Origin of the sequence: Iodidimonas nitroreducens (assembly GCA_000710935.1) — a bacterium.
GTDB classification, from domain to species: domain Bacteria; phylum Pseudomonadota; class Alphaproteobacteria; order Sphingomonadales; family Rhodothalassiaceae; genus Iodidimonas; species Iodidimonas nitroreducens.
Window position 1 is genome coordinate 1 of record BAYV01000028.1, and the last position, 24,333, is coordinate 24,333.

Sequence of the window (24,333 nt, forward strand, 5' to 3'; positions counted from 1 at the left end):
GTCATGCGCTCGGCTGGAGATCTATCAATGTAGACCCCTCTACCGGCCTCACTCTCTAGTGTGGCGGCCCAAGTTTGCGCCTCTGCACGCGATAAGAAAGTTTTTGCGGCCGAAACCCCGTTCTTCCGCACCTTCGCTCGGTACTGCCCCGGACCCCGCCGCTCTATCGTCGCCATTTGTTCCCCCACGGGACGGAGTGTCCCAGATTTGTCCCAAAAACCCACAGATAAGGTCCAAGGCTTCTGAAGCCTTGTCCAAAAAATGTTTATTTTAAAGGGGGAAAATGGTGCCCACAGCGAGATTCGAACTCGCGACCTCTCCCTTACCAAGGGAGTGCTCTACCCCTGAGCCATGTGGGCATCTGATTTCGTCAGCGGGCTTTTGCCACAGCCTGCGCCCCGGCGCAACCCTATCGCTGCACTTGCGGTGATTTCTTTCTGCGCTTATTCTGCCCCCATGATCAAAACACCAAAAAATCCCCAAAAAAATCGCCAACAGCCCTATGGGCCCGAGGCCATGGCTGCCGCGCAAAAAAGAGCGACGGAAAAGCAACAGCGTTTGGCACAGGCACTGAAGGCCAATCTGGCCCGGCGCAAGCAACAGGCCCGCGCCCGAGATGGGGAGAACCCCGGCCACGATGATCAGATCGGGGGTTAGGAGCAGCCCATTAAGCCTTATTGTCCCAGCTTTGCAGCTTGCGATAAAGGGTTGAGGGGGATACTTCGAGCCTGCCCGCCGCCCGGGTGATATTGCCATCGCATAAAGCAATCGCCCGGCGAATCGCCCGCTCTTCCGTCATCGCCAAAGGCTCGATCTCCACCGCGCCCTCGGCCTTGCCTGCGCCGCTTTGCGGGCTTGGTGGCTGATCCATGGCGATCATCGGGGCCATGTCATCCAATCGGCCGGCATTTTCATTCTTTAATGTCTGTTCTTTTAAAGCCTGAGCCTTTTGCAGGGATTCCTGCAAGGAGCGCGACAGCATCGGCTGTTCCAGCACCACCCCATCATAAAGCACCACGGCGGTATGGATCACATTGCGCAATTCCCGTACATTGCCCGGCCAATCATAGCCCAACATGCAGGTTTCGGCCTCTTCGGTGAAGCGCTCGAAGGATTTGCCTTCTTCCCGCGACAGTTCGTGCAGAAAGCTGCGGGCGAGGCCGATGATATCGGTGCCACGCTCGCGCAAGGGCGGCAGATCAATGGGGATCACATGCAGGCGATAGAATAAATCCTCTCGCATCCGGCCTGCGGCCACTTCGCGCATGGGATCGCGATTGGTGGCGCAGATGATCCGCACATCCACCTTGCGGGTTTCATCCGAGCCCAAAGGCTGCACCACCCCGGTTTGCAAAAAGCGCAGGAGCTTGGCCTGCAAAGCCAGATCCATTTCGCAGATTTCATCGAGAAACAGCGTGCCCCCATGGGCTTTGACGGCGGCCCCTTCACGGTCGGCGGTGGCCCCGGTAAAAGCCCCTTTTTTATGGCCGAAAATTTCGCTTTCGATCAGATCATTTGGCAGGGCCGCCATATTGAGAACGATATAGGGGGCATGACGCCTCGGCGAATGGCGATGGAGCGCCATGGCGCACAGCTCTTTGCCGGTTCCCGATTCGCCGGAGATGAACACACTGGCCCGGGATGGCGCAGCGCTTTTGATCATCCGATAAACCGCCTGCATCGGCAGGCTTTTGCCCACAAAATCGCCAAAGCCCCGATCTTGAAAGCTTTCTTCATAGCGCTTCACCAGATTGGCCAAACGCCAGTTTTCAAGGGCATTGCGCATGGTAATAACAAGACGTTCGGCATCAAAGGGCTTGACCAGAAAATCGGTCGCCCCGGCGCGCATCGCCTGCACCGCCACCGAAACCGAGCCATGGGCGGTGATCACCACCACCGGCGGTCGCGGCGCGCGTTCAGGCAATTCAGTTAAAAGAGACAGCCCATCGCCATCGGGTAAATTGAGATCGAGCAGGATCAGATCAGGCATGGCGCGCCCCAACGCCGCTTTGGCTTCGGCCAAAGATCCGGCGATCACCGTGCGCGCATCAAGGCGGCCCAGATAGGCCGCATAGGTTTGCGCCAGGCTCGGGCTATCTTCAACGATCAGAATATCAAGCGCTTCTGTTTCGATCATGGCCATCACGAATTCATTACAATTCTTTCTATTAACCGATCGCAAACCTGTTTGTCTCACCATCATTCATCATAGTCACAATCAAGGGGCCTCAGTGCCATGGCTGAGGAGATCACGACCAAGGACCGGCGCACCCATCCCCGCCGCTCTGTCATCTGGATGGGAACCCTCAAAGTCGGAGATTTCAGCTTCTCCTGCCGGGTTCTCGATCTGTCTTTGGCCGGCGCCCGCATCAAGCTGGCCTTACCCCTCAAACGCAATGCGGCGGTGACTTTATCCATCACCCGCTGCGGCGATCTGCCTGCCGAAATCAGTTGGCACAAGGATGACAGGCTGGGCCTTAATTTCACCATCCCGGCGGCCGAGGTCCGCAGGCTTTTAGGGCCATCGGCGGTCAGCAGTCTGGGGCTTGACGTCTCCCAACACAATGAGCAAAACTGAAAATCCGCTGTGTCCTCCCCTCATCCCGGCCTTCATTCCAGCCTGAGACACATCAGCTTGGCCGGGGGCGGTCTATGAAAGAGCCTGTTTTTGCCGCATCTTGCTTATGTTAATGGCCACTATGCCCCACATCAAATGGCCAGCCTTTCGATCGAGGATCGGGCCACCCAGTTTTCCGATGGGGTTTATGAGGTTTGCCTTTATCTCAATGGCCATGGGGTGGATTTCACCGCCCATATGGACAGGCTGGATCGATCCCTTGCCGCTTTATCCATCCCCGCCCCCATGGGCCGCCGGGCCTTGGCTTTGGTGATGGATCGCCTGCTGATCCGCAATCGCCTGCGCACCGCCAGCCTTTATCTGCAAATCAGCCGGGGCGTGGCCCCCCGCGATCATGCTTTTCCCAAACCCGCGCCTGCACCATCCCTGATCATGACCGCCAAGCGTTTTGATTGCGATGCCCTGAAACGTCAGCAGGCCAAAGGCATTGCGGTGATCAGCACACCCGATCTGCGCTGGAAACGCTGCGATATCAAATCCGTTTCCCTGCTGGGCAATGTACTGGCAAAGCAGGCGGCCCGACAAAAAGGCGCGGGCGAAGGCTGGATGGTGGATGCCGATGGCCTGATTACCGAAGGTGCATCATCGAGCGCCTTCATCATCGATCAGGCGGGCTGCCTGCGCATCCGCACCCTCGCCGCCGATATTCTGCCCAGCATCACCCGCCGGGCGGTGCTTGATATTGCCGCACAGCAAAAGATCACCATCGATCACCGCGCCTTCAGCCTTGATGAGGCGAAATCCGCCAAAGAAGCGTTCATCGCCTCAACCACCGCCGGGGTCACCCCGGTGATTTCGCTGGATGATCAGATGATCGGCCATGGCCAGCCGGGGCCGATCACCAAAGCCATCATCAGCCGCCATTGGGATCATATGCAGGCGTTTTTCGATCAGCCTGCGCGGGCGCCTTCGGCGTCTAGAATGGCACAAAGACCGGCCCGATAATCGGGATAGGCGAGATCGACCCCCAATTCATCATGGATCAGCCGATTGGCCACCCGCTTATTATCGGCGTAAAAACTGCGTGCCATGGGCGAAAGCTGCGCCTGTTCAAAAGGAATTTCCGGGATCGGACCCAACCCCAGAAGATCAGCGGCAAAAGCCGTTACATCGCTGGAGGCTGCGGGCAGATCATCACACACATTATACACCGCCCCCGCCCGTGGCCGAGCCATGGAGGCCATCAGCACCTGCGCGATATCATCCACATGAATGCGGGAAAACACCTGCCCCGGCTTTGCAATTCTTTGGGCCCGCCCCGCCCGCAAGGCATCAAAAGGGCTGCGCCCGGGGCCATAGATCCCGGCCAGTCGAAACACATGAACGGGCAAGCCTTGGCCATCCGCAGCCCTGAGCCCAAGCCAGGCTTGTTCCGCCAGAACCCGGCGGCCCCCCCGATCCGTGGCGGGGGTTGGGGGCGTTGTTTCATCCACCCAGCCGCCCTGATGATCGCCATAAACCCCGGTGGTGGATAAATAGCCCAGCCAGCGCACAGCCCCTGAAGGGCAGGAGGCGAAATCAGCCAAATCCGCGCCATGATGGCGCAAAACAGGATCGTTCCCCCCGGCTTCCAGCCCATCATCAGGATCATCATTGAAGGGCGGCGCCGATGATAGCACGAAACCGGCGGCCATCAGGGCGGCCAGGCCCCGATCATCCATGGGCTTTGTGCCATCAAACAAATGCGCCTCATAGCCCATGGCGATAAGTTCAGCACAGCCCTCAATCGTGCGGGCCGTGCCGGCAATCGTCCAGCCCTGCCCCTTTAGCCGCGCCGCCAGCGCCCGGGCGCTATAGCCAAGCCCGAAACAAAAAAGCCTTTCATCCGCCATATCGACCTGCCATTTTATTGATCATGATGAACCACACCCCTTTTTTGGCACAGAACTGGCGCTTTTGCATCCTTGTGCCGCTGATTTTCATGTTGATTTTGCTGGCCCTGCTGGCAGGCGGCCTGATGATCGGGCCTGCACAGGCCCAGCAGGATGGCAGGATCGATGAAATGCCCCTTGATCAGCGCTCCGGCAAATCCGTGCCCCGTGGCCCCCGCGCCCTTTCCAATGATCCCATGATGGATGATCCCCTGGAGCCGCTTTTGATGCCGGATTATCAAAGCGTGACCGATGCCGAGACCAAAGCCCAGGCCAAACGCTATCATGATTGTATGCGCCAGGCCCTGAAAGCCCCTGATCAGGCCCGGATCGAGGCGATGGCGTGGCTATCGGATGGGGCGAGCATCCCGGCGCTCCATTGTCTTGCCAGTGCTTTGGTCACTCTGGGGGATTATGATGCGGCAGCGCAAAATTTCACCTCATTGGCCGATCAGATGCGCACCGGGCGCGGGGTGACCTATAATATCTTGGCGGCGGATGATCCCTATAGCCTTTTGGCCGGGATTTATGGCCAATTGGGCAATGCGCTGTTACTGGGCGATCATCCCGCCCGGGCCTATACCGCCTTTTCCCAAGGGCTTGCCGAAGCCCCGGAGCAAAGCACAAGGCTTATTTATCTGCTTTTGCTGGATCGCGCCCGATCTTTAGGCCTGCTGGAAGATTATGAAGCAGCCATCGCCGATCTGGAAAAGGCGCGAGACATCGCAGGCTGGCAGGCGGATATCGCCCTTTATCTGGCCAGTGCCCATCGCGCTTTGGGTGAGCTTGAGCCCGCGCTGGATGCCGCCCTTCAGGCTGTGGAAATGGACCCCGAAAACCCCACCGCCCGGCTGGAACGCGGCAATATCCAGATGCTGATGGGCAAGGAAAGCCTTGCCCGCAGCGATTGGAACGCGATCATCGAACGCTGGCCATCCAGCCCGGCGGCAGCGGCAGCCCGCGCCAATCTTGCGGCTTTGGGCGAACCGGAAGCCCTGTCACCTTATGATCCGGCAGTTGATGAGGTGGTGGGCGCCCCCCCCAAATAACTGAAACAGATTGTGGATCATGCTTTGAAAATCTGCGGCTTGCAGCAAGGCGCAGAGCAGGTTAAACCGCTCATCTATGTCAGTCTTGGTCAAAATTTGTGGCGTATCATCCATTGCCGCCCTTGATGCTGCCGCTGAAGGCGGAGCGGCTTGGGTTGGTTTTGTATTTTTCCCCCCCTCGCCGCGCTATGTGGATGCCCGGCTGGCCCGGGATCTGGCCGATTATGCCCGGGGGAAGGGGCTGGAAACCGTCGGCGTTTATGTTGATCCCGATGATCATCTGCTGAAAGAAACCGCTGTCGCCGTTGATTGGGTGCAATTGCATGGCACCGAAAGCCCCGAACGGGCGATGGCCATTGGCCGCACATTTGCCAGAAAAATCATCAAGGCCATCCCCATCCGTGCGGCAGACGATATCCGCTTGGCCAAAGCCTATGAACAGGCCGCCCAGATGATCCTGTTTGATGCAAAGCCCCCCCCTGGCCATAAATTACCCGGTGGCAATGGCCATTCTTTTGAATGGAGCCTTATGCGCGATTATCGATCATCCTTGCCCTGGATGCTTTCAGGCGGCCTTGATCGCGATAATCTGGAAGCGGCGGTGGCCGCCAGCGGGGCTTTGATCGCCGATGTATCCTCTGGCATTGAAACCGCGCCGGGGGTCAAAAGCGTTGAGAAAATCACTGACTTTTTAAGGCTCGCACGCCAATTAAACAGGCCCGAACACAGTTCAAAGGAGCATTCCGCGTGACCCAGGACAGGGCCAATCGGCCCAACAGCTTTCGCACCGGGCCAGATGATGATGGCCATTTCGGGCGTTTTGGCGGCCGTTATGTTGCCGAAACATTGATGCCTTTGATTTTGGATGTTGAAAAAGCCTGGGCGGCGGCGCGCATCGATCCCAGTTTTCTCGAAGAGATGGATGATCTGCTGCGCCATTATGTGGGCCGCCCCAGCCCGCTTTATTATGCCGAGCGGCTGACCGAGCATTTAGGCGGCGCCAAAATTTATATGAAGCGCGATGAGCTCAATCATACCGGCGCGCACAAGATCAATCATGCCATCGGCCAGATTCTGCTGGCCCGGCGCATGGGGAAAACACGCATCATCGCAGAAACCGGGGCCGGGCAGCATGGGGTGGCCACCGCCACCGTGGCGGCGCGCTTTGGGCTGCCCTGCACAGTGTTCATGGGGGCAAAGGATATCGAACGGCAAAAGCCCAATGTGTTTCGGATGCGGCTTTTGGGGGCCGAGGTGCGCCCCTGCCATTCCGGCTCTGCCACATTAAAGGATGCAATGAACGAAGCTCTGCGTGATTGGGTGGCGCATGTGGAGGATACTTTTTATGTGATCGGCACCGTGGCCGGGCCGCATCCTTATCCTGAAATGGTCCGCACTTTTCAATCGGTGATGGGCCATGAAGCCCGCGAGCAGATCCTTGATCGCGAAGGCCGCCTGCCCGATAGCCTTGTGGCCTGCATCGGTGGCGGCTCCAATGCCATTGGCCTGTTTCATGCTTTTCTCGATGATCCCGATGTGGCCGCCTATGCCGTGGAAGCGGCGGGCAAGGGCCTTGAAACCGGCGAACATGCCGCCGCCATCGCCGGGGGCAAGCCCGGGGTTTTGCATGGCAATCGCACCTATCTTTTGCAGGATGACGATGGCCAGATCACCGAAGCCCATTCGATTTCCGCCGGTCTCGATTATCCCGGTATCGGCCCCGAACATGCCTGGCTTTCAGAAAGCGGCCGGGTGAGCTATGTTTCGGCCACCGATCAAGAAGCCCTTGATGCCTTTCAGCTTTGCGCCCGGCTCGAAGGCATTTTGCCGGCTTTGGAGCCCAGCCATGCTTTGGCCCATGTGATCCGCATGGCCCCCGATCTGCCGAAAGATCATCTGATCATCATGAATATGTGCGGCCGGGGCGATAAGGATATTTTCACCATCGCCGATGCTTTGGGAGTGGAGCTGTGAAGAGCCGCCTTGATCAACGTTTCCAATCCTTCAAAGAACAAAAGCGCGGAGGTCTGATCACCTTTATCACCGCCGGCGATCCCGATCCGGACACCAGCGCCCGGCTTTTGGCGCGGCTGCCCGCCGCCGGGGCCGATATCATTGAATTGGGGATGCCCTTCAGCGATCCCATGGCCGATGGCCCGGCGATCCAGGAATCAAGCCTGCGCGCCCTGAAAGCCGGGATGACCCTGCGTAAAACCCTTAAAATGGTCGAGGATTTCCGAAGAAACGATCAGGACACCCCAATCATTTTGATGGGATATTTCAACCCGATCATGGCTTTTGGGGTGGATGCTTTCATCGCAGAAGCCGCCCGGGTGGGTGTGGATGGCCTGATCCTTGTGGATCTGCCCCCCGAAGAAGATCGCGAAGTGCGGGAACCGGCCGCCGCCGCAGGCATGGCGCTGATCCGCCTTGCCACCCCCACCACCGATGCCGGACGCCTGCCCCGGGTTCTGGAGAATGCGGCGGGGTTTATTTATTATGTCTCGATCGCCGGGATAACCGGCACCGCGCAGGCGAAACCCGAAATAATCGATGAGGCCCTTGCCGCCATTCGCGCCGCCATGCATAAAACGGGCAATCTGCCGTTGGCGGTGGGCTTTGGCATCAAAACCGCCGATGATGTGCGCCGCTTCACCCAAAGCGCCGATGCCGCCGTGGTGGGTTCGGCCATCGTGCAGGAAATCAAGGCGCATCTTGATGAAGAAGGCCGGGCCAAAGCCACATTGCTGGACGCCGTGACCGATTTTGTGCACAGTCTGGCCATGGGGACGCGCCCCCAAGCCGATGACCGATCCTGAATACTGAAGCGATGCCGATCTTTTGGGCCGGGAGCTGAATGATGAACTGGTTGACCGATTATGTGAAACCGCGCTTGTCGAAGGTGATCAGAAAAAGAGAATCACCCGATAATCTGTGGCACAAATGCAAATCCTGCGGTCAGATGATCTTTCATCGCGATTATGTGGCGGCGCTGAAGGTGTGCTCGAATTGCGATTTTCATGACCGCATCGGCCCCAAGGATCGCTTTGATGCCCTGTTTGACGAAAGCCGCTATGAACTTTTGAAGCTGCCTGCGGTGAAAGACGATCCTCTTAAATTCCGCGATACAAGGCGCTATACGGATCGTTTGAAGGAAGCCCGCAATGCCTCGGGCGATCAGGATGCCGTGCAGCTTGCCAAGGGGTCATTGGGCGGCGTGACCTCGGTGATTTTTGTGCAGAATTTCTTCTTCATGGGTGGCTCCATGGGGATGGCCGTGGGCGAAGCCATCGTCCGCGCTGCCGAAGAAGCGATTGCCAGCAAAGCCCCGCTCATTTTGTTTTCGGCAGCGGGCGGTGCCCGGATGCAGGAAGGGATTTTATCCCTGATGCAGATGCCCCGCACCACGGTGGCGGTGGATATGGTCAAAGAAGCGGGCCTGCCTTATATCGTCGTTCTTACCGATCCCACCACCGGCGGGGTGACGGCATCCTATGCCATGCTTGGGGATGTGCATATTGCCGAGCCCGGCGCCCTGATCGGTTTTGCCGGGCAAAGGGTGATCGAGCAAACCATCCGCGAGAAATTGCCCGAAGGCTTTCAGCGGGCGGAATATCTGCTGGATCATGGCATGGTGGATATGGTGGTTCATCGCCACGAAATGCGCGCCACTTTGCGCAGGCTGGTTTCTTTGCTGATGGAAAAGCACCGCCCCGTTCTCAATGATGCCGTGCAATAATCCTCTGTGCCATAACAGCAGGGGAAAAACGGGGTGAGCCCATCACGACAATCGGTGGAACAGGCGCTGGGGCGCCTTGGTGCCCTGCATCCCAAGGTCATTGATCTGTCTTTGGGGCGGATCATCGATCTGTTGGGAAAGCTGGGCAATCCCCATCTCAGCCTGCCGCCGGTTTTGCATGTGGCGGGCACCAATGGCAAGGGATCGGTGGTGGCCACCTGCCGGGCCATGGCCGAAGCCGCAGGCTTGCGGGTGCATAGCTATATTTCGCCCCATCTGGTGCGCTTTAACGAACGCATCCGCATTCAGGGCCGTCTCATTGATGATGAGGCTTTGGTGGCGTTGCTCGATGAGGTGGAACAGAGCAATGCGGGCGCCCCCATCACCTTTTTTGAAATCACCACGGCGGCGGCTTTTCTGGCTTTTGCGCGGGTGCCCGCCGATCTGTGCCTTTTGGAAGTGGGCCTGGGCGGGCGGCTGGATGCCACCAATGTGATCGATCGCCCCGCCGCCATTGCCATCACCCCCATATCCCTTGATCACCAGTCTTTTCTGGGCAATCGTCTGGATCAGATCGCGGCGGAAAAGGCGGGGATCATCAAGCCCCATGTGCCCGCGATCTTTGGCCCGCAAACCGCGCAGGCGGCGGCTGTTTTGCAACAAACGGCCCAAAGCCTGTCGGCCCCTTATCAGATTTATGGGCGCGATTGGCGCGCAGCCCTGCATAAAGATAAAGCCGGGGTGATGAAGCTGCTTTATCAGGATCAAAAAGATCGGCTGGAATTGCCCGCGCCCATTTTGCACGGCCCGCATCAGGCGGCCAATGCCGGGATCGCCATCGCCCTTTTGCGAGCACAACAGGCAGTGGATGTGCCCCTGGCCGCCCTGCGCGCGGGTTTGGGCTGGGTGCGCTGGCCGGGGCGGCTGCAAAAGCTGGAAGCCGGGCCTTTGGTGGATCGCCTGCCCCCCGGGGCCGATCTGTGGCTGGATGGGGGGCATAATCCCGCCGCCGCGCGCATCCTGCGGGCCGCCCTTTTGCAGATGGCCCCCGAAACCCGGCCGATCATCGCCATCATCGGGATGATGGGCAATCGCGATCCATCGAGCTTCATCAAGCCTTTACAGGGTTTGGTGCAAACGGTTTACGGGGTGCCCATCCCGTCTGCCGAGCATCCCTGTGCACCCTCTAAGATCGCCACCGCCGCCAGCCAATGCGGCCTGCGCGGGCTGGTCGCTTCTGGTGTGGCCGGTGCCCTTGATGCCATTGCCCATGAAGCATCCGCCGAGCCCCCTTTGGTGCTGATCACCGGTTCGCTTTATCTGGCGGGCGAGGTTCTGGCGGAAAACGGCCATATCCCGGATTGAACGCTTTTCATGACCCTTTTTAGTCCGGCTTTTTGATCGCATCCCGGTGCCATTAAGACGACGTTGAGATTTGCCGTTTATGATGGGGGCAGAAGAAAAAACAGATCAGGCAAAACCCCGGATAAAGGCTTCAGGCGCGGCCTTTTCCACTGCCAGACCCTGAAACGACAATTGGATGTATAACCAATGCAGCAGATCGATGTAACCGGCCTGAAAGCACCCCTCCCCATTTTGAAAATTCGCCGGGCTTTATCCGCCATGGCGCATGATGATGTGCTGATGGTGGTGGCTGATGATCCCGATCTGGTGATGGTCCTTCCCGCTTTTTGCGAGCAGGCCGGGCACCGGCTGATCATGGCCCGGCAAAATGGTCCGTGCTTTTATTTCGAGCTGGCCCGGGGCGGTGCCACCCAAAAAAACACCCCACACGCCTTTTTGCAGCATGCAAGCTGACTTTCCCTTCTCTCCATGATAGATGAAAGCCTGATCATCAGACAGACCTGATGACTGGGGTCAGGTTTTCTGCCTTTCATGGGGATGGGAATATTCATATCATGACAATAGGGCTTTTTCGGAGCATTTTTCTGCCCCTGATCGCGGTCATCACTTTGTCTGCCTGCACATCGAACAGCCCTGCTGATCAGCGCCGCGCCCGCGATAATATGACCGAAAGGCTATCGCAGATCCCCACTGTGGATATTTCCTCGCGCCTTTATAGCCAGGCTATCGAGATGAAGCGCAATGGCAATTGCGATGGCGCAAACCCCTTGTTTTATCGGCTGGCCAATCGCGGGGGTGGCTTTGAACTGGCGCAATATCATCTGGCCGATTGCCTGCTGCGCATAGCCACGCCCAGCATCACCAATACCGATTGGCTTGAAGGACTGATCTGGCTGCGCCGTTCGGCGGAAGCCGGTGCCCCCGAAGCCCAGGGCCTTTTGGCGCATCTTTATGCCACCGGCCCCGGCGATATCGCCAATAAAACCGAAGCCGCGATGTGGTTCAGCCTTTATGAAAAAAACCCTGCCCGCAAAAAGCCCGGTTTTTCCTATGCGCTCACCCCTGCGCAACAAGCCGCGATCATAAAAGCTTTGGATGCCGAGACCCTTGCCAAAGGGGAGGCCCTTGCCAATCAATGGCAAAGCACAATCTGGCAGCCGCCCAGCGCGGGCAGGCTTGCCCCCGAAGCCCCGCGATCCGAAGGCGGGATCGATATGCTACAGCCGCAATAAAGGCGTAGAAAACCCATCAACGGCGCGATAAAAATCCTGCCGCCCAGCCCGCCAATAAGGCAATCAGCACCGCCGAAAGGCCATAGATCGCCGGATCATTGCGGGCGACCTGATAGACCGCGCGTTCAAAGCCGGTTTTACCCACCGCAATATCGATCACATCTTCAGCGATCACCACCCCATCGGCAAACACCACCACCCGCGCATCGAAAAGCCCTTCGGGCACATTGGAGGGCAGGCGCACCGCCGTGCGAAACAGCGTCTGGCCGATCAGGCTCACCCGATCTTCATCCAGCCGATAAAGCCCGGCTCTGACCATATTGCGAATGAAGCCTTCGCGGAAAGCCGTGCGTTCTGCTGATGGCGCCAGATCGATATCAAGGGGCAGATGATCCGCCCCCAAAGCCAGCCGGGATAAATTTTCCGACGAACTGATCTCATCAAGCGGCCTTGTGCTGCTCAGGGCATAATAGCCCGGGGCGGCGCGAATGATCGCCGCGCGGTTATTGATCCACAGCCCGCTGATCTTTTCTTTTTTCCGCACCCGCATATCTTCGGTGGGACCGGAGATGCTGACGACAATATCGATCTGATCCGATAGCCCCCCCACATCCGACAAGGCACCAAACAACAGCAGATCCGCCCCCGCAAAATCATAGCGCAGATCAACAATATCCTTGCTGATATCGGTCACCAGCCCTTGCCCGCTGGCCGGGGGCACAAAATAAATCGATAAGCATGAAGCCGCCACCAGAAGCAGGCTGGCCAAGGATCGCCGTCCAAAGCCCTGCTTTGGGGGTCGGGCCATCATGGCATCACCGCCATAATCGAATACAGATCATCGGGGGGCACGACCAATCCCCAGCCCATGCGGACCCCAACCCCCAGAACGATCAGCGCCAGCAAGGCCCGCAATTGCTCGCCCTTCAGCTTCATGCCGATGCGCGCCCCCAATTGCGCCCCGAAAACCGCCCCCACCAGAAGCAGCAGGCTCAAAATCACATCCACGGTCTGGGTTTGTACGGCATGCAAAAAAGTGATGATCGCGGTGACAAAAATGATCTGATAGAGCGATGTGCCCACCACCACATTGGTGGGCATGCCCAAAATATAGATCATGGCAGGCACCATGATGAAACCGCCGCCAACCCCTAAGATGGCCGCCAGAAGCCCAACCAAAGCGCCAATCACCAAAGGCAGCAGCACCGAAATATACAGCCGCGATTTGCGAAAGCGCATCTTGAAAGGCAGACGATGATGCCATGCCCGCCCCCCACGCTTACCGGGGCGACGCGCCGTGCCTTTGCGGCTGCGCAAAAGGGCCGCCACGCTTTCCCACAGCATCAGCCCGCCGATTGATCCCAAAAACAGCACATAGCTGAGCGAGATCATCAATTCCACCTGCCCAATGCGGCTGAGATAGGCAAAAAGCCATGTGCCCAGCAGCGACCCCACAGCGCCGCCCGCAATCAGAACGCTGCCGAGCTTTAAATCCACCCCGCCGCGCCGCCAATGGGTGATGGCCCCGGTCACCGATGAAGCGGTGATGAGATTGGCTCCGGTTGCCACCGAAACCGCTGGCGGCACACCCGAAAAAATCAGCAGGGGGGTCATCAAAAAACCGCCGCCCACACCAAACATGCCGGATAAAAATCCAACAGCCGCACCAAGGCCAATCACCAGGAAGATGTTAAGCGACATCTCTGCGATTGGCAGATAGAGGGGCATGGTGCCTTTTAAACCTCAAAAAATATGGGATGAAACCATCTTAATTCAGTACTCCCTTAGCTGCGGCAGTGCAACAAAGGGCTGGCCGCGCATCAGGAAAAAAAGATCAGTTTAATAACCAAAGCGATGATCGCCAGCATGAACACCCGCTTGATCAACACATCGCCAACCAAAACCGAAGACCGCACCCCAAGCCAGGCCCCCACAGCATGGCCCAAAGCCAAAGCCAGCCCGGCGCTCCACAAAACCTGCGATTGGCTGGCAAAAACCGCCAGTGCAGAGCAGGTATAAACCAAAACAATAAACACTTTGTGCATATTGACCCGCACAAGATCGATTCCCATCACCCGCGATAAAATCGGCATCAGCAAAAAGCCCACGCCAATCTGGATAAAGCCCCCCCAGATGCCCGCCACAATCATCAGCAGGTGCCCCGCAACCAGATTGCGCGCCGGTGACGGCTGATCATCATCCTGCGCGGAGGCCTGGCCATTGCCGCCGGTGGCCATCAGGATCAGCACCAGGATCATCACAGCCCCCAGAACGCGATTGAACCACGGGCCGCTGAGATTGACCCCGATCATCGCCCCGCCAATCGCCCCCGCCGACGCCGCCATGGCCAGGCTGAACGACAAACGGAAATCGGAAAAGCCCCGCCGCCGGAAGCTGGTGACCGCGGTGATATTCTGAACCACGATGGCCACGCGAAAGGTGCCATTGGCCAAAGGCCCGGGAATCCCCAAAAACACCATCGTCAAAACGCTGATCATCGAGCCGCCGCCGGCCATCACATTCAGCCACCCGGCGGCAATTCCGGCCAGGCTTAGAAAGGGAAGGAGCCAAAGATCCATCATTCATCCAGACAATTGAGGGATTTAACATGCATAGACAATTTTAGCTCCTTTACAAAATGAAACAATTTGACGCAAATGTGATAGATTATGACGCACGCCTTTTTATCATCCCATGGTATGTAGGCTACCGAAAGTTCTTCAATGTATAAGTGTGGTCCATGATGATATTATCGGTGCGGGCGCGGTTGCTTTCGGTCGGATTGGCGATCATCGTCTTTACTTTGCTGGCCATGACCGCCACCCATCTGCAAAAAGATGGCGGTATCCTGCATCGATTAAGTTTTCAGCAGATTCGCGATATCAAACAATTGGATCATCTGGTCGAGACCAGACCGGAAAATGCCATCCTCCATGACAAAGCAAAAGATCTGGCGCAAAATATCCAGACATGGGGGGCGTCTTGTACCCTGACGATGACCCGCCCGGTGGGGTTGCCCTTACGTTTATTGGCGCCGAATGGTCTTGTTCAGGCTTGCCAGCAGAGCGTGCAAACCGCTGAGGCGATATTGCAGATCCTTGATCATCAGGAACCTGATGGGGCGACAGGGCTTCCTTCAGATGCTGGCAAATCCTATAGCGATGCCGATCGCCTCGCCCCCCTGATTACCGATTTCAACCGCCAGATCAACCAGATCGACAGCAGTGTGAATATCCTCAACAGCCGTTTGGTAATCGCCCTCACCAGCCTTTTATGGATGAGCGGCCTTGTGACCACGCTTTATTCAGCCTGGACTGCGCTTTTTATCGCCAATCGTGTGGGGCGGCTTCATGCCAGCGTGCAGGAACTGGCCCGGGGCGAGATCGATACCAGAATTTCCAGCCTTGATCGATCCGATGAATTTGGCGATTTTGCCCGTACGCTGGATCGTTTCCGCCAATCGGCCCAGCAGCTTAAAGCCGCCGAGATGGAAGCCTTATCGGCCAGCCGTTCGAAATCGCAATTTCTGGCGATGATGAGCCATGAATTGCGCACCCCCCTGAACGCGATCATCGGCTTTGCCGATCTGATCCGCGTGGCCAAGAATAACACCGAGATCGAAACCCTGCGCAGCTATGCCGGCTTTATCCATGAAAGCGGGCTGAGCCTGCAGGAACTCATCGATAATCTGCTTGATATTTCAAAAATCGAGGCCGGACGCTATCATCTGCGCGAAGAACGGCTCTATCCCGGCGACGTGATCCGCGATGTCATCTCCCTTCATCAAATGAAGGCAGATGCCAAATCCTTGGCGATCATTGTGAAATTACCCCTCGAGGCTGTTTTTTTATGTGCGGAACGCCGGGCTTTGCGGGTGATTTTGTCCAATCTTTTGGATAATGCCATCAAATTCTCGCCGGAAAAGGGCTCGATCACCATCAGCGCCCGATATAACGAGACGGGCTATCGTATCGATATCCGCGATCAGGGGGAAGGCATTCCCCAACAGGCTCAGGATCTGGTGTTTGAGCCCTTCAAGCAACTGGATGATGATCTGGCCCGCAAGGCAGCGGGCACCGGCACCGGCCTGCCGCTGGTGCGCCGATTGATGCATTTGCATGATGGCGAAGCCTGGCTCAGTTCTGAAACCGGTTCTGAAACCAGCCCCGGACTCAACCAAAGGGGGGGCACCATCGCCACTGTGCTCTTCCCCCCTCAGCGCCTTGAATTCGATCCTAAGACAACGTCACCATCAGCGGTGATGTCGTCCTGATCACATATGAATGGCCCGCTGATGCACGGCCAAAGCCGCTTCTTTCACCGCTTCGGAATGGGTGGGATGGGCATGGCAGGTGAGGGCAATATCTTCCGAACTCGCCCCGAATTCCATCGCTAAAGCGGCTTCGGCGATCAAGGTTCCGGCCATGCTGCCGATGATATGCACGCCCAGCACGCGATCGGTTTCCTTATCCGCCAATATTTTCACGAAACCTTCGGTATCACCATTGGTTTTGGCGCGCGAATTGGCCATGAAGGGAAATTTTCCAACGCTATAGGCGATGTCCGCCGCTTTCAGATCTTCTTCGGATTTCCCCACGCTGGCCACTTCGGGCATGGTGTACATCACGCTGGGGATCACATCATGATTGACGATCCCGGTCAGCCCGGCAATATTTTCGGCGCAGGCAAGGCCTTCATCCTCGGCTTTATGGGCCAGCATCGGACCTTTCACCACATCGCCAATCGCCCAAATGCCGGGCACATGGGTTGAGAAATCATCATTGATATCGATCCGCCCGCGTTCATCGGTTTCCAGCCCGGCTTTTTTAAGATCAAGGCTATCCGTGTGCGGCTTCCTGCCCACCGAAACCAGAACCACATCGGCATCGATCTGTTCGCTCTCCCCGCCCTTGGCTGGCTCCACCGTTACTTTGGCCTTGGTTTTCAGGGCTTCAACGCCTGTCACCTTCATTCCGGTGCGAATGGTCACGCCCTGTTTTTTGATGATGCGCTCGAAAGCCTTTGCCAGTTCCTGATCCATGCCCGGCAAAATCCGATCCATATATTCGATCACCGTCACTTCAGACCCCAAACGCCGCCAGACCGAGCCAAGCTCAAGTCCGATATAGCCGCCGCCAATCACCAGCAGATGTTTGGGAACCGATGGCAAAGACAGCGCTTCGGTCGAGCCGATGATGCGATCCCCATCCAGAGTGATATTGGGCAGGCTGGCAATATCCGAACCCGTGGCGATGATGATGTTCTTCGCCTTCAACTCGCGCTTGCCACCCTCGTTCGTCGATACCGCAATCGTTTGCTTATCCTTGAATTGAGCGCTGCCCTTCACCCATTCAACCTTGTTCTTTTTGAACAGGCCTTCAACGCCCTTGGTGAGGCCGGCCACGGATTCATCCTTGGCTTTCAGCATCGCATCAAGATCAAGGCTGACCTTGCCAAGGCCGATCCCCCATTTTTTAAGGTGGCCACCTGCGGTTTCTTCATAAAGCTCAGACGCATGAAGCAGGGCTTTGGAGGGAATACAGCCAACATTAAGGCAGGTACCACCCAAGGTGCCGCGCTTTTCCACACAAGCGGTTTTCAGCCCCAATTGGGCTGCGCGGATGGCCGCAACATAGCCACCCGGGCCTGCACCAATCACGATAAGATCAAATTCATCTGCCATAAAGTCTCTCCGTTTGAAGGGGGTCGCAGGCTTTGGGAAGCCCGATTAAAGATCAAGCAAAAGACGGCTTGGATCCTCGATGGCATCTTTCATCCGCACAAGGAAGGTCACGGCTTCGCGTCCATCGATCAGGCGATGATCATAAGACAAGGCCAGATACATCATCGGACGGATCACCACCTGACCCTTGATCGCCACCGGGCGTTCTTCGATCCGATGCATCCCCAAAATTGCCGATTGCGGGGCATTGAGGATGGGCGTGGATAAAAGCGAACCAAAAATCCCACCATTCGAGATGGTGAAGGTGCCGCCCGTCAGATCATTCACCGCCAGCTTGCCATCGCGGGCCTTGCGGCCATACTCCACAATCGCTTTTTCGGTATCGGCAAAAGACAATTGATCCGCATTGCGCACCACCGGAACCACAAGCCCGGTGGGGGCTGATACGGCAACGCCGATATTGTAGAAATTCTGATAAACGATCTCGTCGCCATCGATGCGGGCATTGACCCCGGGCACTTCGCGCAAAGCCAGAACCGCCGCATGAACAAAGAACGACATGAAGCCCAGCTTGATGCCATGCTTCTTTTCAAACAGATCCTTATACTGATTGCGCGAGGCCATCACCGCCGACATATCCACATCATTGAATGTGGTGAGCATCGCCGCCGTATTCTGGGCATCCTTCAAACGCTCGGCAATCCGCTTGCGCATCCGGGTCATCGGCACCCGCTCTTCGCGCGGGGCTTCCGGCGCTGTCTCGGCCGAAGCCTTTGCTGAAGACGCCTGGCCACCTGAGGCCGATTGGCTGCCCAAGGTGCGGGCCGAGCCATTTTCAATCGCCTTCAAAACATCGGCCTTGGTCAGCCGATCATCTTTGCCCGAACCCGTGATGGACGCCGGATCGAGATTATAATCCGCCAGCAAGCGCCGCACCGCCGGGGCCATAGGCTGATTGGCATCGGGTTTCGCATCCGATGTCTTGGATGAAGGCGCCGAGGCTTTTTCGCCCTTTTCAGCATCGGATTCTGAGGCCGCTTTGCTATCCTGTTTCGAGCCCGCCTTGGCGGCCGATTTGGAGGCACTGGCCCCCTTTTCGATGCGCCCGATCACATCACCGGGATGCACTGTTGCCCCTTCTTCAGCCAAAAGCTCTACCAAAACGCCAGAGACCGGGGCATTCACCTCCATCGCCGCTTTATCGGTTTCAAGCTCGGCAATCGGCTCATCGGCTTTCACCGCATCGCCCTTTGCCTTCAACCAGCCACCCAAACCGGCTTCGGTCACCGATTCGCCTGCTTCCGGCACGATGATATCCACCAGTTCGCCGCTGGCTTCATCATCATCATCGGCATCATCGTCATCAGATGACCGGGATGGCGCGGCTTTGCTGGAGGCTGCCTTGCTGGACGATGCCTTGCTGGACGTTTCTTTTTTTGCGGCGGATTTTTCGGCCTTGGCGTCCGGGTCGATCTTGCCGATCAAGGCCCCCACCTCAACGCTCTCGCCTTCTTTCACAAGCTGTTCCGTCAAGACCCCCGCCACGGGTGCATTGACTTCCATCGACACTTTGTCGGTTTCCAACTCAACCACCGGCTCATCGGCTTCGACCGCTTCGCCCTCTGCCTTCAGCCACTTGGCGATGGTGGCTTCGGTGACGGATTCACCAAGGCTTGGAATGCGAATGTCCTCGGCCATCTGTTCGTGCTCCTTGTTCTGTTCCTGATCGCCTTTTGGGGCGGCGTTTGATGCGACAATCTGTATGCGCTGTTAAAGGCTCAAGGCCTCATCCAGCAATTTTTCCTGCTGCGAGACATGACGTGAGGCCAGCCCCGTCGCCGTTGATGCGGTGGCATGACGACCGGCATAAAGCGGCCGATCCCGGGCGCCGCCGGCCTCTTTCATCGCCTGCTCGATAAAGGGTTCAATATAGGACCAAGCCCCCATATTCTTTGGCTCTTCCTGACACCAGATCACCCGCTCGACATTCTTATAGCGCTTCAATTCTTCCACCAATGTTTCATGGGGGAAGGGATAAAGCTGCTCGATCCGCAAGATCACGCTATCATCCTGATTGCGGGATTCACGCGCTTCAAGCAGATCGAAATAAACCTTCCCCGAACACAGGATCACCCGCTTGATCTGGTCATCCTTTTTCAATTTCAGGGTCGAGCCGGGGATCATTTCGGCATCATCGCGCAAAATCCGGTGGAATTGCGTGGTGGGCCCCATATCCGCCAATTTGGATGTGGCGCGTTTATGACGCAGCAAGGATTTCGGCGTCATGATGATCAAAGGCTTGCGGAATTTGCGATGCATCTGGCGGCGCAGGATATGAAAATAATTGGCCGGTGTGGTGCAATTGGCCACCTGCATATTATCTTCGGCGCATAATTGCAGATACCGTTCAAGCCGCGCCGAGCTATGCTCGGGCCCCTGGCCTTCATAGCCATGGGGCAGCAGCATCACCAATCCCGACATGCGCAGCCACTTGGCTTCACCCGAGGCGATGAACTGATCGATGATCACCTGCGCACCATTGGCGAAATCGCCAAATTGCGCTTCCCATAAAACCAGCGCCATCGGCTCGGCCAGCGTATAGCCATATTCAAAGCCCAGCACCCCGGCTTCAGACAGCGGGCTATCAAGCACCTCGAAATGCGCCCCCTTTTTCACCTGATCAAGGGGGATATAGCGCTTTTCAGAGCGCTGATCGACCCACACGGAATGGCGCTGGGAAAAGGTGCCGCGCCCTGAATCCTGACCCGACAGGCGTACATGATAGCCTTCAGACAGCAAGGTGCCAAAGGCCAGCGCTTCTGCTGTTGCCCAATCGATGCCTTCGCCGGTTTCCAGCATCTGATCTTTCGCATCCAGAATCCGGCGCAAGGTGCGATGGATATGAAACCCATCCGGCACTTCGGTTAAAACCTTCCCAACCGCGTGCAGGGTGCCCTCGTCCACACCGGTATCGGCGCGGCGGGCCAGATTGGCGGCTTCGGGCTGGGCAAATCCGGTCCAGCGGCCTTCCAGCCAATCCGCTTTATTGGGCTTATGGGATTTTCCGGCCTCAAACTCATCTTCGAGCATGGCATGATATTCATCGACCCAGGCGTTGAATTCCTCATCGCTGAGGATGCCTTCCGCCTTCAACCGATCCGCATAAACCTGGGTGACCGAGACATGTTTCTTGATCGCCGCATACATCAATGGCTGGGTAAAGGCGGGCTCATCGGCTTCATTATGGCCAAAACGCCGATAGCAGAACATATCCACCACCACGTCTTTCTTGAATTCCTGCCGGAATTCGGTGGCCACCTTACAAGCAAACACCACCGCTTCGGGATCATCGCCATTCACATGGAAAATCGGCGATTGCACCATTTTCGCAACATCGGATGGATAGGGCGAAGAGCGCGAATAAGACGGGGATGTGGTAAAGCCGATCTGATTATTGACGATGAAATGCACGGTGCCGCCGGTGCGATAGCCCCGCAGCCCCGAAAGCATCAAACATTCCGCCACCAAACCCTGGCCGGCAAATGCCGCATCGCCATGCAAAAGCAGCGATAAAACCTCGCCCCGCTCTTTATCATTGCGCTGGGTTTGCTTGGCCCGCGCCTTGCCCAGCACCACCGGATCCACGGCTTCAAGATGGGATGGGTTGGGCGATAAAGACAGATGAACATTATTGCCATCAAAGGCACGATCCGATGATGTGCCCAGATGATATTTCACATCGCCCGAGCCTTCCACCTCTTCGGGGTTCACCGCACCGCCGCGAAATTCATGAAAAATCTGGCGATAGGGCTTTTGCATCACATTGGCGAGAACATTCAAACGCCCGCGATGGGGCATCCCCAGAATGATTTCCTTCACCCCATTCTGGCCACCGGTTTTAATCACCCCCTCAAGGGCAGGCACCATGGCTTCGGCACCATCAAGCCCGAAACGCTTGGTTCCGGTATATTTCTTGCCAAGGAATTTTTCATAATGTTCAGCCTCGATCAACTTGCGCAGGATCGCCAGCTTGCCCCGGCGGCTGAACTGGATTTCCTTGTCCCGGCCTTCAATCCGATTTTGAATCCAGGCTTTTTCTTCCGGCTCGTTGATGTGCATGAATTCCACACCAACATGCTGGCAATAGGTGCGCTCAACAATCGTGATGATCTCGCGCACGGTTGCCGTTTCAAGACCCAATACATGGCCGATATAGATCGGACGATCCAGATCATCCTCACCAAAGCCATAGGTTTCCGGCATCAATTCGGCATGGCGAGGGCGATCTTCCAGGCCTAAGGGATCGAGCTTTGCCAAAAGATGGCCGCGCACCCGATAGGCGCGGATCATCATCAGGGCGCGGATGGAATCAAGGGTGGCCGCCCGCACATTTTCAGGCTCGACCTTGGCGGCTTTGGTCGCCGCCGGTTTTTCGGCAACGACCGAGCCGGGATCAAGGGCCGATGTCAGATCATCGACCGGCCCCCGAAGCGGCCAATCAGACCGCGCCCAGGATGGTTGCTGATGGGCGCTGGCCGCCCCTTTTTCCAGCTTGTCGAAATACGCACGCCAGCTTTCATCAACCGATTGCGGGTCCGCCGCATAGCGATCATAAAGTGATTCGATAAAAGCAGAGCTGGCACCGGAAAACAGATCCGGCAGTTCGTGATCCCGACCCATCAATGAGCCTCCTTAAGGCTGTGCTTAGCCCTTCAAAACATCCACCAAAGTCGTCCCCAGCGAAGCCGGGCTATCGGCAACCACGATCCCGGCTGCCTTCATCGCCTCGATCTTATCTTCAGCACCGCCCTTGCCACCCGAAACAATCGCCCCGGCATGGCCCATGGTGCGGCCCTTCGGTGCGGTTCTGCCCGCCACGAAACCAACGATCGGCTTCCTGATTTTCGCCCGCGCAAGGAAGTCTGCCGCTTCTTCTTCGGCAGAGCCACCAATTTCGCCGATCATGATGATCGATTGCGTTTCATCATCGGCCAAAAACATATCCAGCACATCGATGAAATTGGTGCCATTCACCGGATCGCCGCCAATCCCCACACAGGTGGATTGCCCCAAACCAGCGGCTGTGGTTTGCGCCACCGCTTCATAGGTGAGGGTGCCCGAACGCGAGACGATGCCCACCGAACCCCGGCGATGGATATGGCCGGGCATGATGCCGATCTTGCAGGCATCGGGGGTGATCACACCGGGGCAATTGGGGCCCACAAGGCGCGAGCCGGAATGGGCCAAAGCCCGCTTCACCCGCACCATATCCAGCACCGGAATGCCTTCGGTGATGGTCACGATCAATTCGATCCCGGCATCGATGGCTTCTAAAATGGCATCCGCAGCAAAGGGCGGCGGCACATAAATGGCGCTGGCATTGGCCCCGGTTTTGGCCCGGGCATCATGTACCGTATCGAAAACCGGCAGATCCAGATGCTTGCTGCCGCCTTTGCCCGGGGTAACACCGCCCACCATATGGGTGCCATAGGCAATCGCCTGTTCGGAATGAAAGGTCCCCTGGCTTCCGGTGAAGCCCTGGCAGATAACCTTGGTATTCTTGTCAACGAGGATAGCCATTGGACTTATGCCTCCCCTTTTGCAGCGGCGACCGCTTTCACGGCGGCATCATTAAGATCATCGGCGGCGGTAATCGCCAAACCGGATTCATTCAGCATCTGTTTGCCCAGTTCCACATTGGTCCCGGCAAGACGCACCACCAAAGGCACGGTCAGGTTCACTTCGCGCGCAGCGGTGATAATGCCTTCCGCGATGATATCGCAGCGCATGATGCCCCCGAAAATATTGACCAGAATGGCCTCGACATTTTCATCGGACAAAATGATCTTGAAGGCTTCGGTCACCCGCTCCTTCGTCGCACCACCGCCCACATCAAGGAAATTGGCCGGCGAACCACCGCTGAGCTTGATGATATCCATGGTGGCCATGGCAAGGCCGGCGCCATTCACCATGCAGCCAATGCTGCCATCAAGGCGAATATAGTTCAGCTCATGCTTGGCGGCGCGCAATTCCATTTCGTCTTCTTCCGATTCATCGCGCAATTCGCGCACATCGGCATGACGAAACAATGAATTGCCATCGAATGACATTTTCGCATCCAGCACCACCACATCATTGTCTTTGGTGACAACGAGCGGGTTCACTTCCAGAAGGCTCGCATCCAGATCGATGAAGGCCTGATAAAGGGATTTCACAACCTTCATCGCCTTTTTGAGAACATCGCCTTCCAGCCCAAGGCTGAAGCCGATGCGGCGCTGATGAAAAGGCATCAGGCCCGTGGCCGGATCGATGGTGAGAGTGAGGATTTTTTCCGGCGTATTGGCCGCCACCTCCTCGATATCCATACCACCTTCGGTAGAGGCGATGATCGCCGGACGACCGCTCGCCCGGTCCACCAGAATCGAGAGATAGAGTTCTTTGGCGATGGCGCAGCCATCTTCGATATAAACCCGGCGCACTTCCTTGCCGTCCGGCCCGGTCTGATGGGTGATGAGCTGCATCCCCAGCATCTTGCGGGCGGCGTCTTCCACCTCATCGATGGATTTCACCACCTTCACACCGCCGCCCTTACCACGACCACCGGCATGGATCTGGGCCTTCACAACCCACACCGGGCCGCCCAAAGCCTTGGCCGCATCAACGGCTTCCGCCGCCGTATAAGCAATGCCGCCGCCCAGAACAGGCGCGCCATATGTCTTTAAAAGGCTTTTCGCCTGATATTCATGAATATTCATG

At 57.1% G+C, this 24,333-nt stretch carries 22 protein-coding genes and 1 tRNA gene; 12 read left to right on the forward strand and 11 right to left on the reverse strand.

What is annotated here, in order from left to right:
- Positions 1–284: 284 nt before the first annotated feature.
- Positions 285–359 (reverse strand) — tRNA-Thr (locus AQ1_RS10620).
- Positions 360–516: 157 nt separating this feature from the next.
- Between AQ1_RS10620 and AQ1_RS15500 the strand changes: the two genes are divergently transcribed.
- Positions 517–657, forward strand: a complete 141-nt coding sequence (locus AQ1_RS15500; RefSeq protein WP_313981519.1) for a hypothetical protein — start codon at positions 517–519, stop codon at positions 655–657.
- Positions 658–667: 10 nt separating this feature from the next.
- On the opposite strand, the gene AQ1_RS10630 is transcribed toward AQ1_RS15500, so the two are convergent.
- The gene (locus AQ1_RS10630) at positions 668–2,143 is read right to left on the reverse strand and encodes a sigma-54-dependent transcriptional regulator (protein WP_462687126.1); all 1,476 of its coding nucleotides are present in this window, start codon (positions 2,141–2,143) and stop codon (positions 668–670) included.
- Positions 2,144–2,236: 93 nt separating this feature from the next.
- Between AQ1_RS10630 and AQ1_RS10635 the strand changes: the two genes are divergently transcribed.
- Together AQ1_RS10635 and AQ1_RS10640 are read left to right on the forward strand one after the other, a co-directional pair.
- Entirely contained in the window at positions 2,237–2,578 is a 342-nt protein-coding gene (locus AQ1_RS10635; protein ID WP_042087085.1) for a PilZ domain-containing protein, read from the forward strand.
- Positions 2,579–2,668: 90 nt separating this feature from the next.
- Positions 2,669–3,583 carry a D-amino-acid transaminase gene (locus AQ1_RS10640; RefSeq protein ID WP_150007208.1) on the forward strand — a complete coding sequence of 305 codons (915 nt, stop codon included), beginning with the start codon at positions 2,669–2,671 and terminating at the stop codon, positions 3,581–3,583.
- Here the strand turns inward: AQ1_RS10640 and AQ1_RS10645 are convergent.
- On the reverse strand, positions 3,529–4,470 hold the full coding sequence (locus AQ1_RS10645; RefSeq protein ID WP_042087086.1) for an SDR family oxidoreductase: 942 nt from the start codon (positions 4,468–4,470) through the stop codon (positions 3,529–3,531). The two genes, AQ1_RS10640 and AQ1_RS10645, sit on opposite strands and share 55 nt — an antisense overlap.
- A 23-nt stretch (positions 4,471–4,493) precedes the next feature.
- On the opposite strand from AQ1_RS10645, the gene AQ1_RS14645 reads away from it, so the two are divergent.
- From AQ1_RS14645 to AQ1_RS10685, 8 genes are all read left to right on the forward strand, one after another.
- Positions 4,494–5,558 (forward strand): tetratricopeptide repeat protein, encoded by a 1,065-nt coding sequence (locus tag AQ1_RS14645; protein WP_052371216.1) that lies wholly within the window; start codon positions 4,494–4,496, stop codon positions 5,556–5,558.
- Between the two features lie 76 nt (positions 5,559–5,634).
- Positions 5,635–6,309, forward strand: coding sequence for a phosphoribosylanthranilate isomerase (locus tag AQ1_RS10655; RefSeq protein ID WP_042087088.1), 675 nt, complete (start codon positions 5,635–5,637; stop codon positions 6,307–6,309).
- Positions 6,306–7,532, forward strand: coding sequence for a tryptophan synthase subunit beta (gene trpB, locus AQ1_RS10660; RefSeq protein WP_042087090.1), 1,227 nt, complete (start codon positions 6,306–6,308; stop codon positions 7,530–7,532). The genes AQ1_RS10655 and trpB overlap by 4 nt, the downstream gene beginning before the upstream one ends.
- On the forward strand, positions 7,529–8,377 hold the full coding sequence (trpA, locus tag AQ1_RS10665; RefSeq protein ID WP_042087092.1) for a tryptophan synthase subunit alpha: 849 nt from the start codon (positions 7,529–7,531) through the stop codon (positions 8,375–8,377). Before trpB ends, trpA begins: the two co-directional genes overlap by 4 nt.
- 41 nt (positions 8,378–8,418) lie before the next feature.
- On the forward strand, positions 8,419–9,297 hold the full coding sequence (gene accD, locus AQ1_RS10670) for an acetyl-CoA carboxylase, carboxyltransferase subunit beta (RefSeq protein ID WP_042087179.1): 879 nt from the start codon (positions 8,419–8,421) through the stop codon (positions 9,295–9,297).
- A gap of 33 nt (positions 9,298–9,330) precedes the next feature.
- A complete protein-coding gene (locus AQ1_RS10675; protein ID WP_042087094.1) occupies positions 9,331–10,662 on the forward strand; it encodes a bifunctional folylpolyglutamate synthase/dihydrofolate synthase in 1,332 nt (443 codons plus the stop codon).
- A gap of 186 nt (positions 10,663–10,848) precedes the next feature.
- Positions 10,849–11,115, forward strand: a complete 267-nt coding sequence (locus AQ1_RS10680; protein ID WP_042087096.1) for a sulfurtransferase TusA family protein — start codon at positions 10,849–10,851, stop codon at positions 11,113–11,115.
- Positions 11,116–11,216: 101 nt separating this feature from the next.
- The gene (locus tag AQ1_RS10685; protein WP_150007211.1) at positions 11,217–11,894 is read left to right on the forward strand and encodes an SEL1-like repeat protein; all 678 of its coding nucleotides are present in this window, start codon (positions 11,217–11,219) and stop codon (positions 11,892–11,894) included.
- A 16-nt stretch (positions 11,895–11,910) separates the two neighbouring features.
- On the opposite strand, the gene AQ1_RS10690 is transcribed toward AQ1_RS10685, so the two are convergent.
- The 3 genes from AQ1_RS10690 to AQ1_RS10700 all read right to left on the reverse strand — a co-directional run bounded on the left by AQ1_RS10690 (position 11,911) and on the right by AQ1_RS10700 (position 14,476).
- Positions 11,911–12,705: a TIGR02186 family protein gene (locus AQ1_RS10690; RefSeq protein ID WP_042087100.1), complete on the reverse strand. Its 795-nt coding sequence runs from the start codon at positions 12,703–12,705 to the stop codon at positions 11,911–11,913.
- A complete protein-coding gene (locus AQ1_RS10695; protein ID WP_042087102.1) occupies positions 12,702–13,622 on the reverse strand; it encodes a sulfite exporter TauE/SafE family protein in 921 nt (306 codons plus the stop codon). The genes AQ1_RS10690 and AQ1_RS10695 overlap by 4 nt, the downstream gene beginning before the upstream one ends.
- A 92-nt stretch (positions 13,623–13,714) precedes the next feature.
- Positions 13,715–14,476 carry a sulfite exporter TauE/SafE family protein gene (locus tag AQ1_RS10700; protein ID WP_313981556.1) on the reverse strand — a complete coding sequence of 254 codons (762 nt, stop codon included), beginning with the start codon at positions 14,474–14,476 and terminating at the stop codon, positions 13,715–13,717.
- 158 nt (positions 14,477–14,634) lie between these two features.
- Here AQ1_RS10700 and AQ1_RS14650 point away from each other — a divergent pair, with 158 nt between their 5' ends.
- Positions 14,635–16,167, forward strand: a complete 1,533-nt coding sequence (locus AQ1_RS14650) for a sensor histidine kinase (protein WP_052371217.1) — start codon at positions 14,635–14,637, stop codon at positions 16,165–16,167.
- Here the strand turns inward: AQ1_RS14650 and lpdA are convergent, their stop codons facing one another.
- The 5 genes from lpdA to sucC form a co-directional block, all read right to left on the reverse strand.
- Positions 16,168–17,577, reverse strand: a complete 1,410-nt coding sequence (gene lpdA, locus AQ1_RS10710; RefSeq protein ID WP_042087107.1) for a dihydrolipoyl dehydrogenase — start codon at positions 17,575–17,577, stop codon at positions 16,168–16,170.
- A 45-nt stretch (positions 17,578–17,622) separates the two neighbouring features.
- Entirely contained in the window at positions 17,623–19,275 is a 1,653-nt protein-coding gene (odhB, locus tag AQ1_RS10715; protein WP_042087109.1) for a 2-oxoglutarate dehydrogenase complex dihydrolipoyllysine-residue succinyltransferase, read from the reverse strand.
- A 72-nt stretch (positions 19,276–19,347) separates the two neighbouring features.
- A complete protein-coding gene (locus tag AQ1_RS10720; RefSeq protein WP_042087112.1) occupies positions 19,348–22,257 on the reverse strand; it encodes a 2-oxoglutarate dehydrogenase E1 component in 2,910 nt (969 codons plus the stop codon).
- A 24-nt stretch (positions 22,258–22,281) separates the two neighbouring features.
- On the reverse strand, positions 22,282–23,157 hold the full coding sequence (gene sucD, locus AQ1_RS10725; protein WP_042087115.1) for a succinate--CoA ligase subunit alpha: 876 nt from the start codon (positions 23,155–23,157) through the stop codon (positions 22,282–22,284).
- A gap of 5 nt (positions 23,158–23,162) precedes the next feature.
- Positions 23,163–24,332 carry an ADP-forming succinate--CoA ligase subunit beta gene (gene sucC / locus AQ1_RS10730; RefSeq protein ID WP_042087117.1) on the reverse strand — a complete coding sequence of 390 codons (1,170 nt, stop codon included), beginning with the start codon at positions 24,330–24,332 and terminating at the stop codon, positions 23,163–23,165.
- Position 24,333 lies beyond the last annotated feature (1 nt).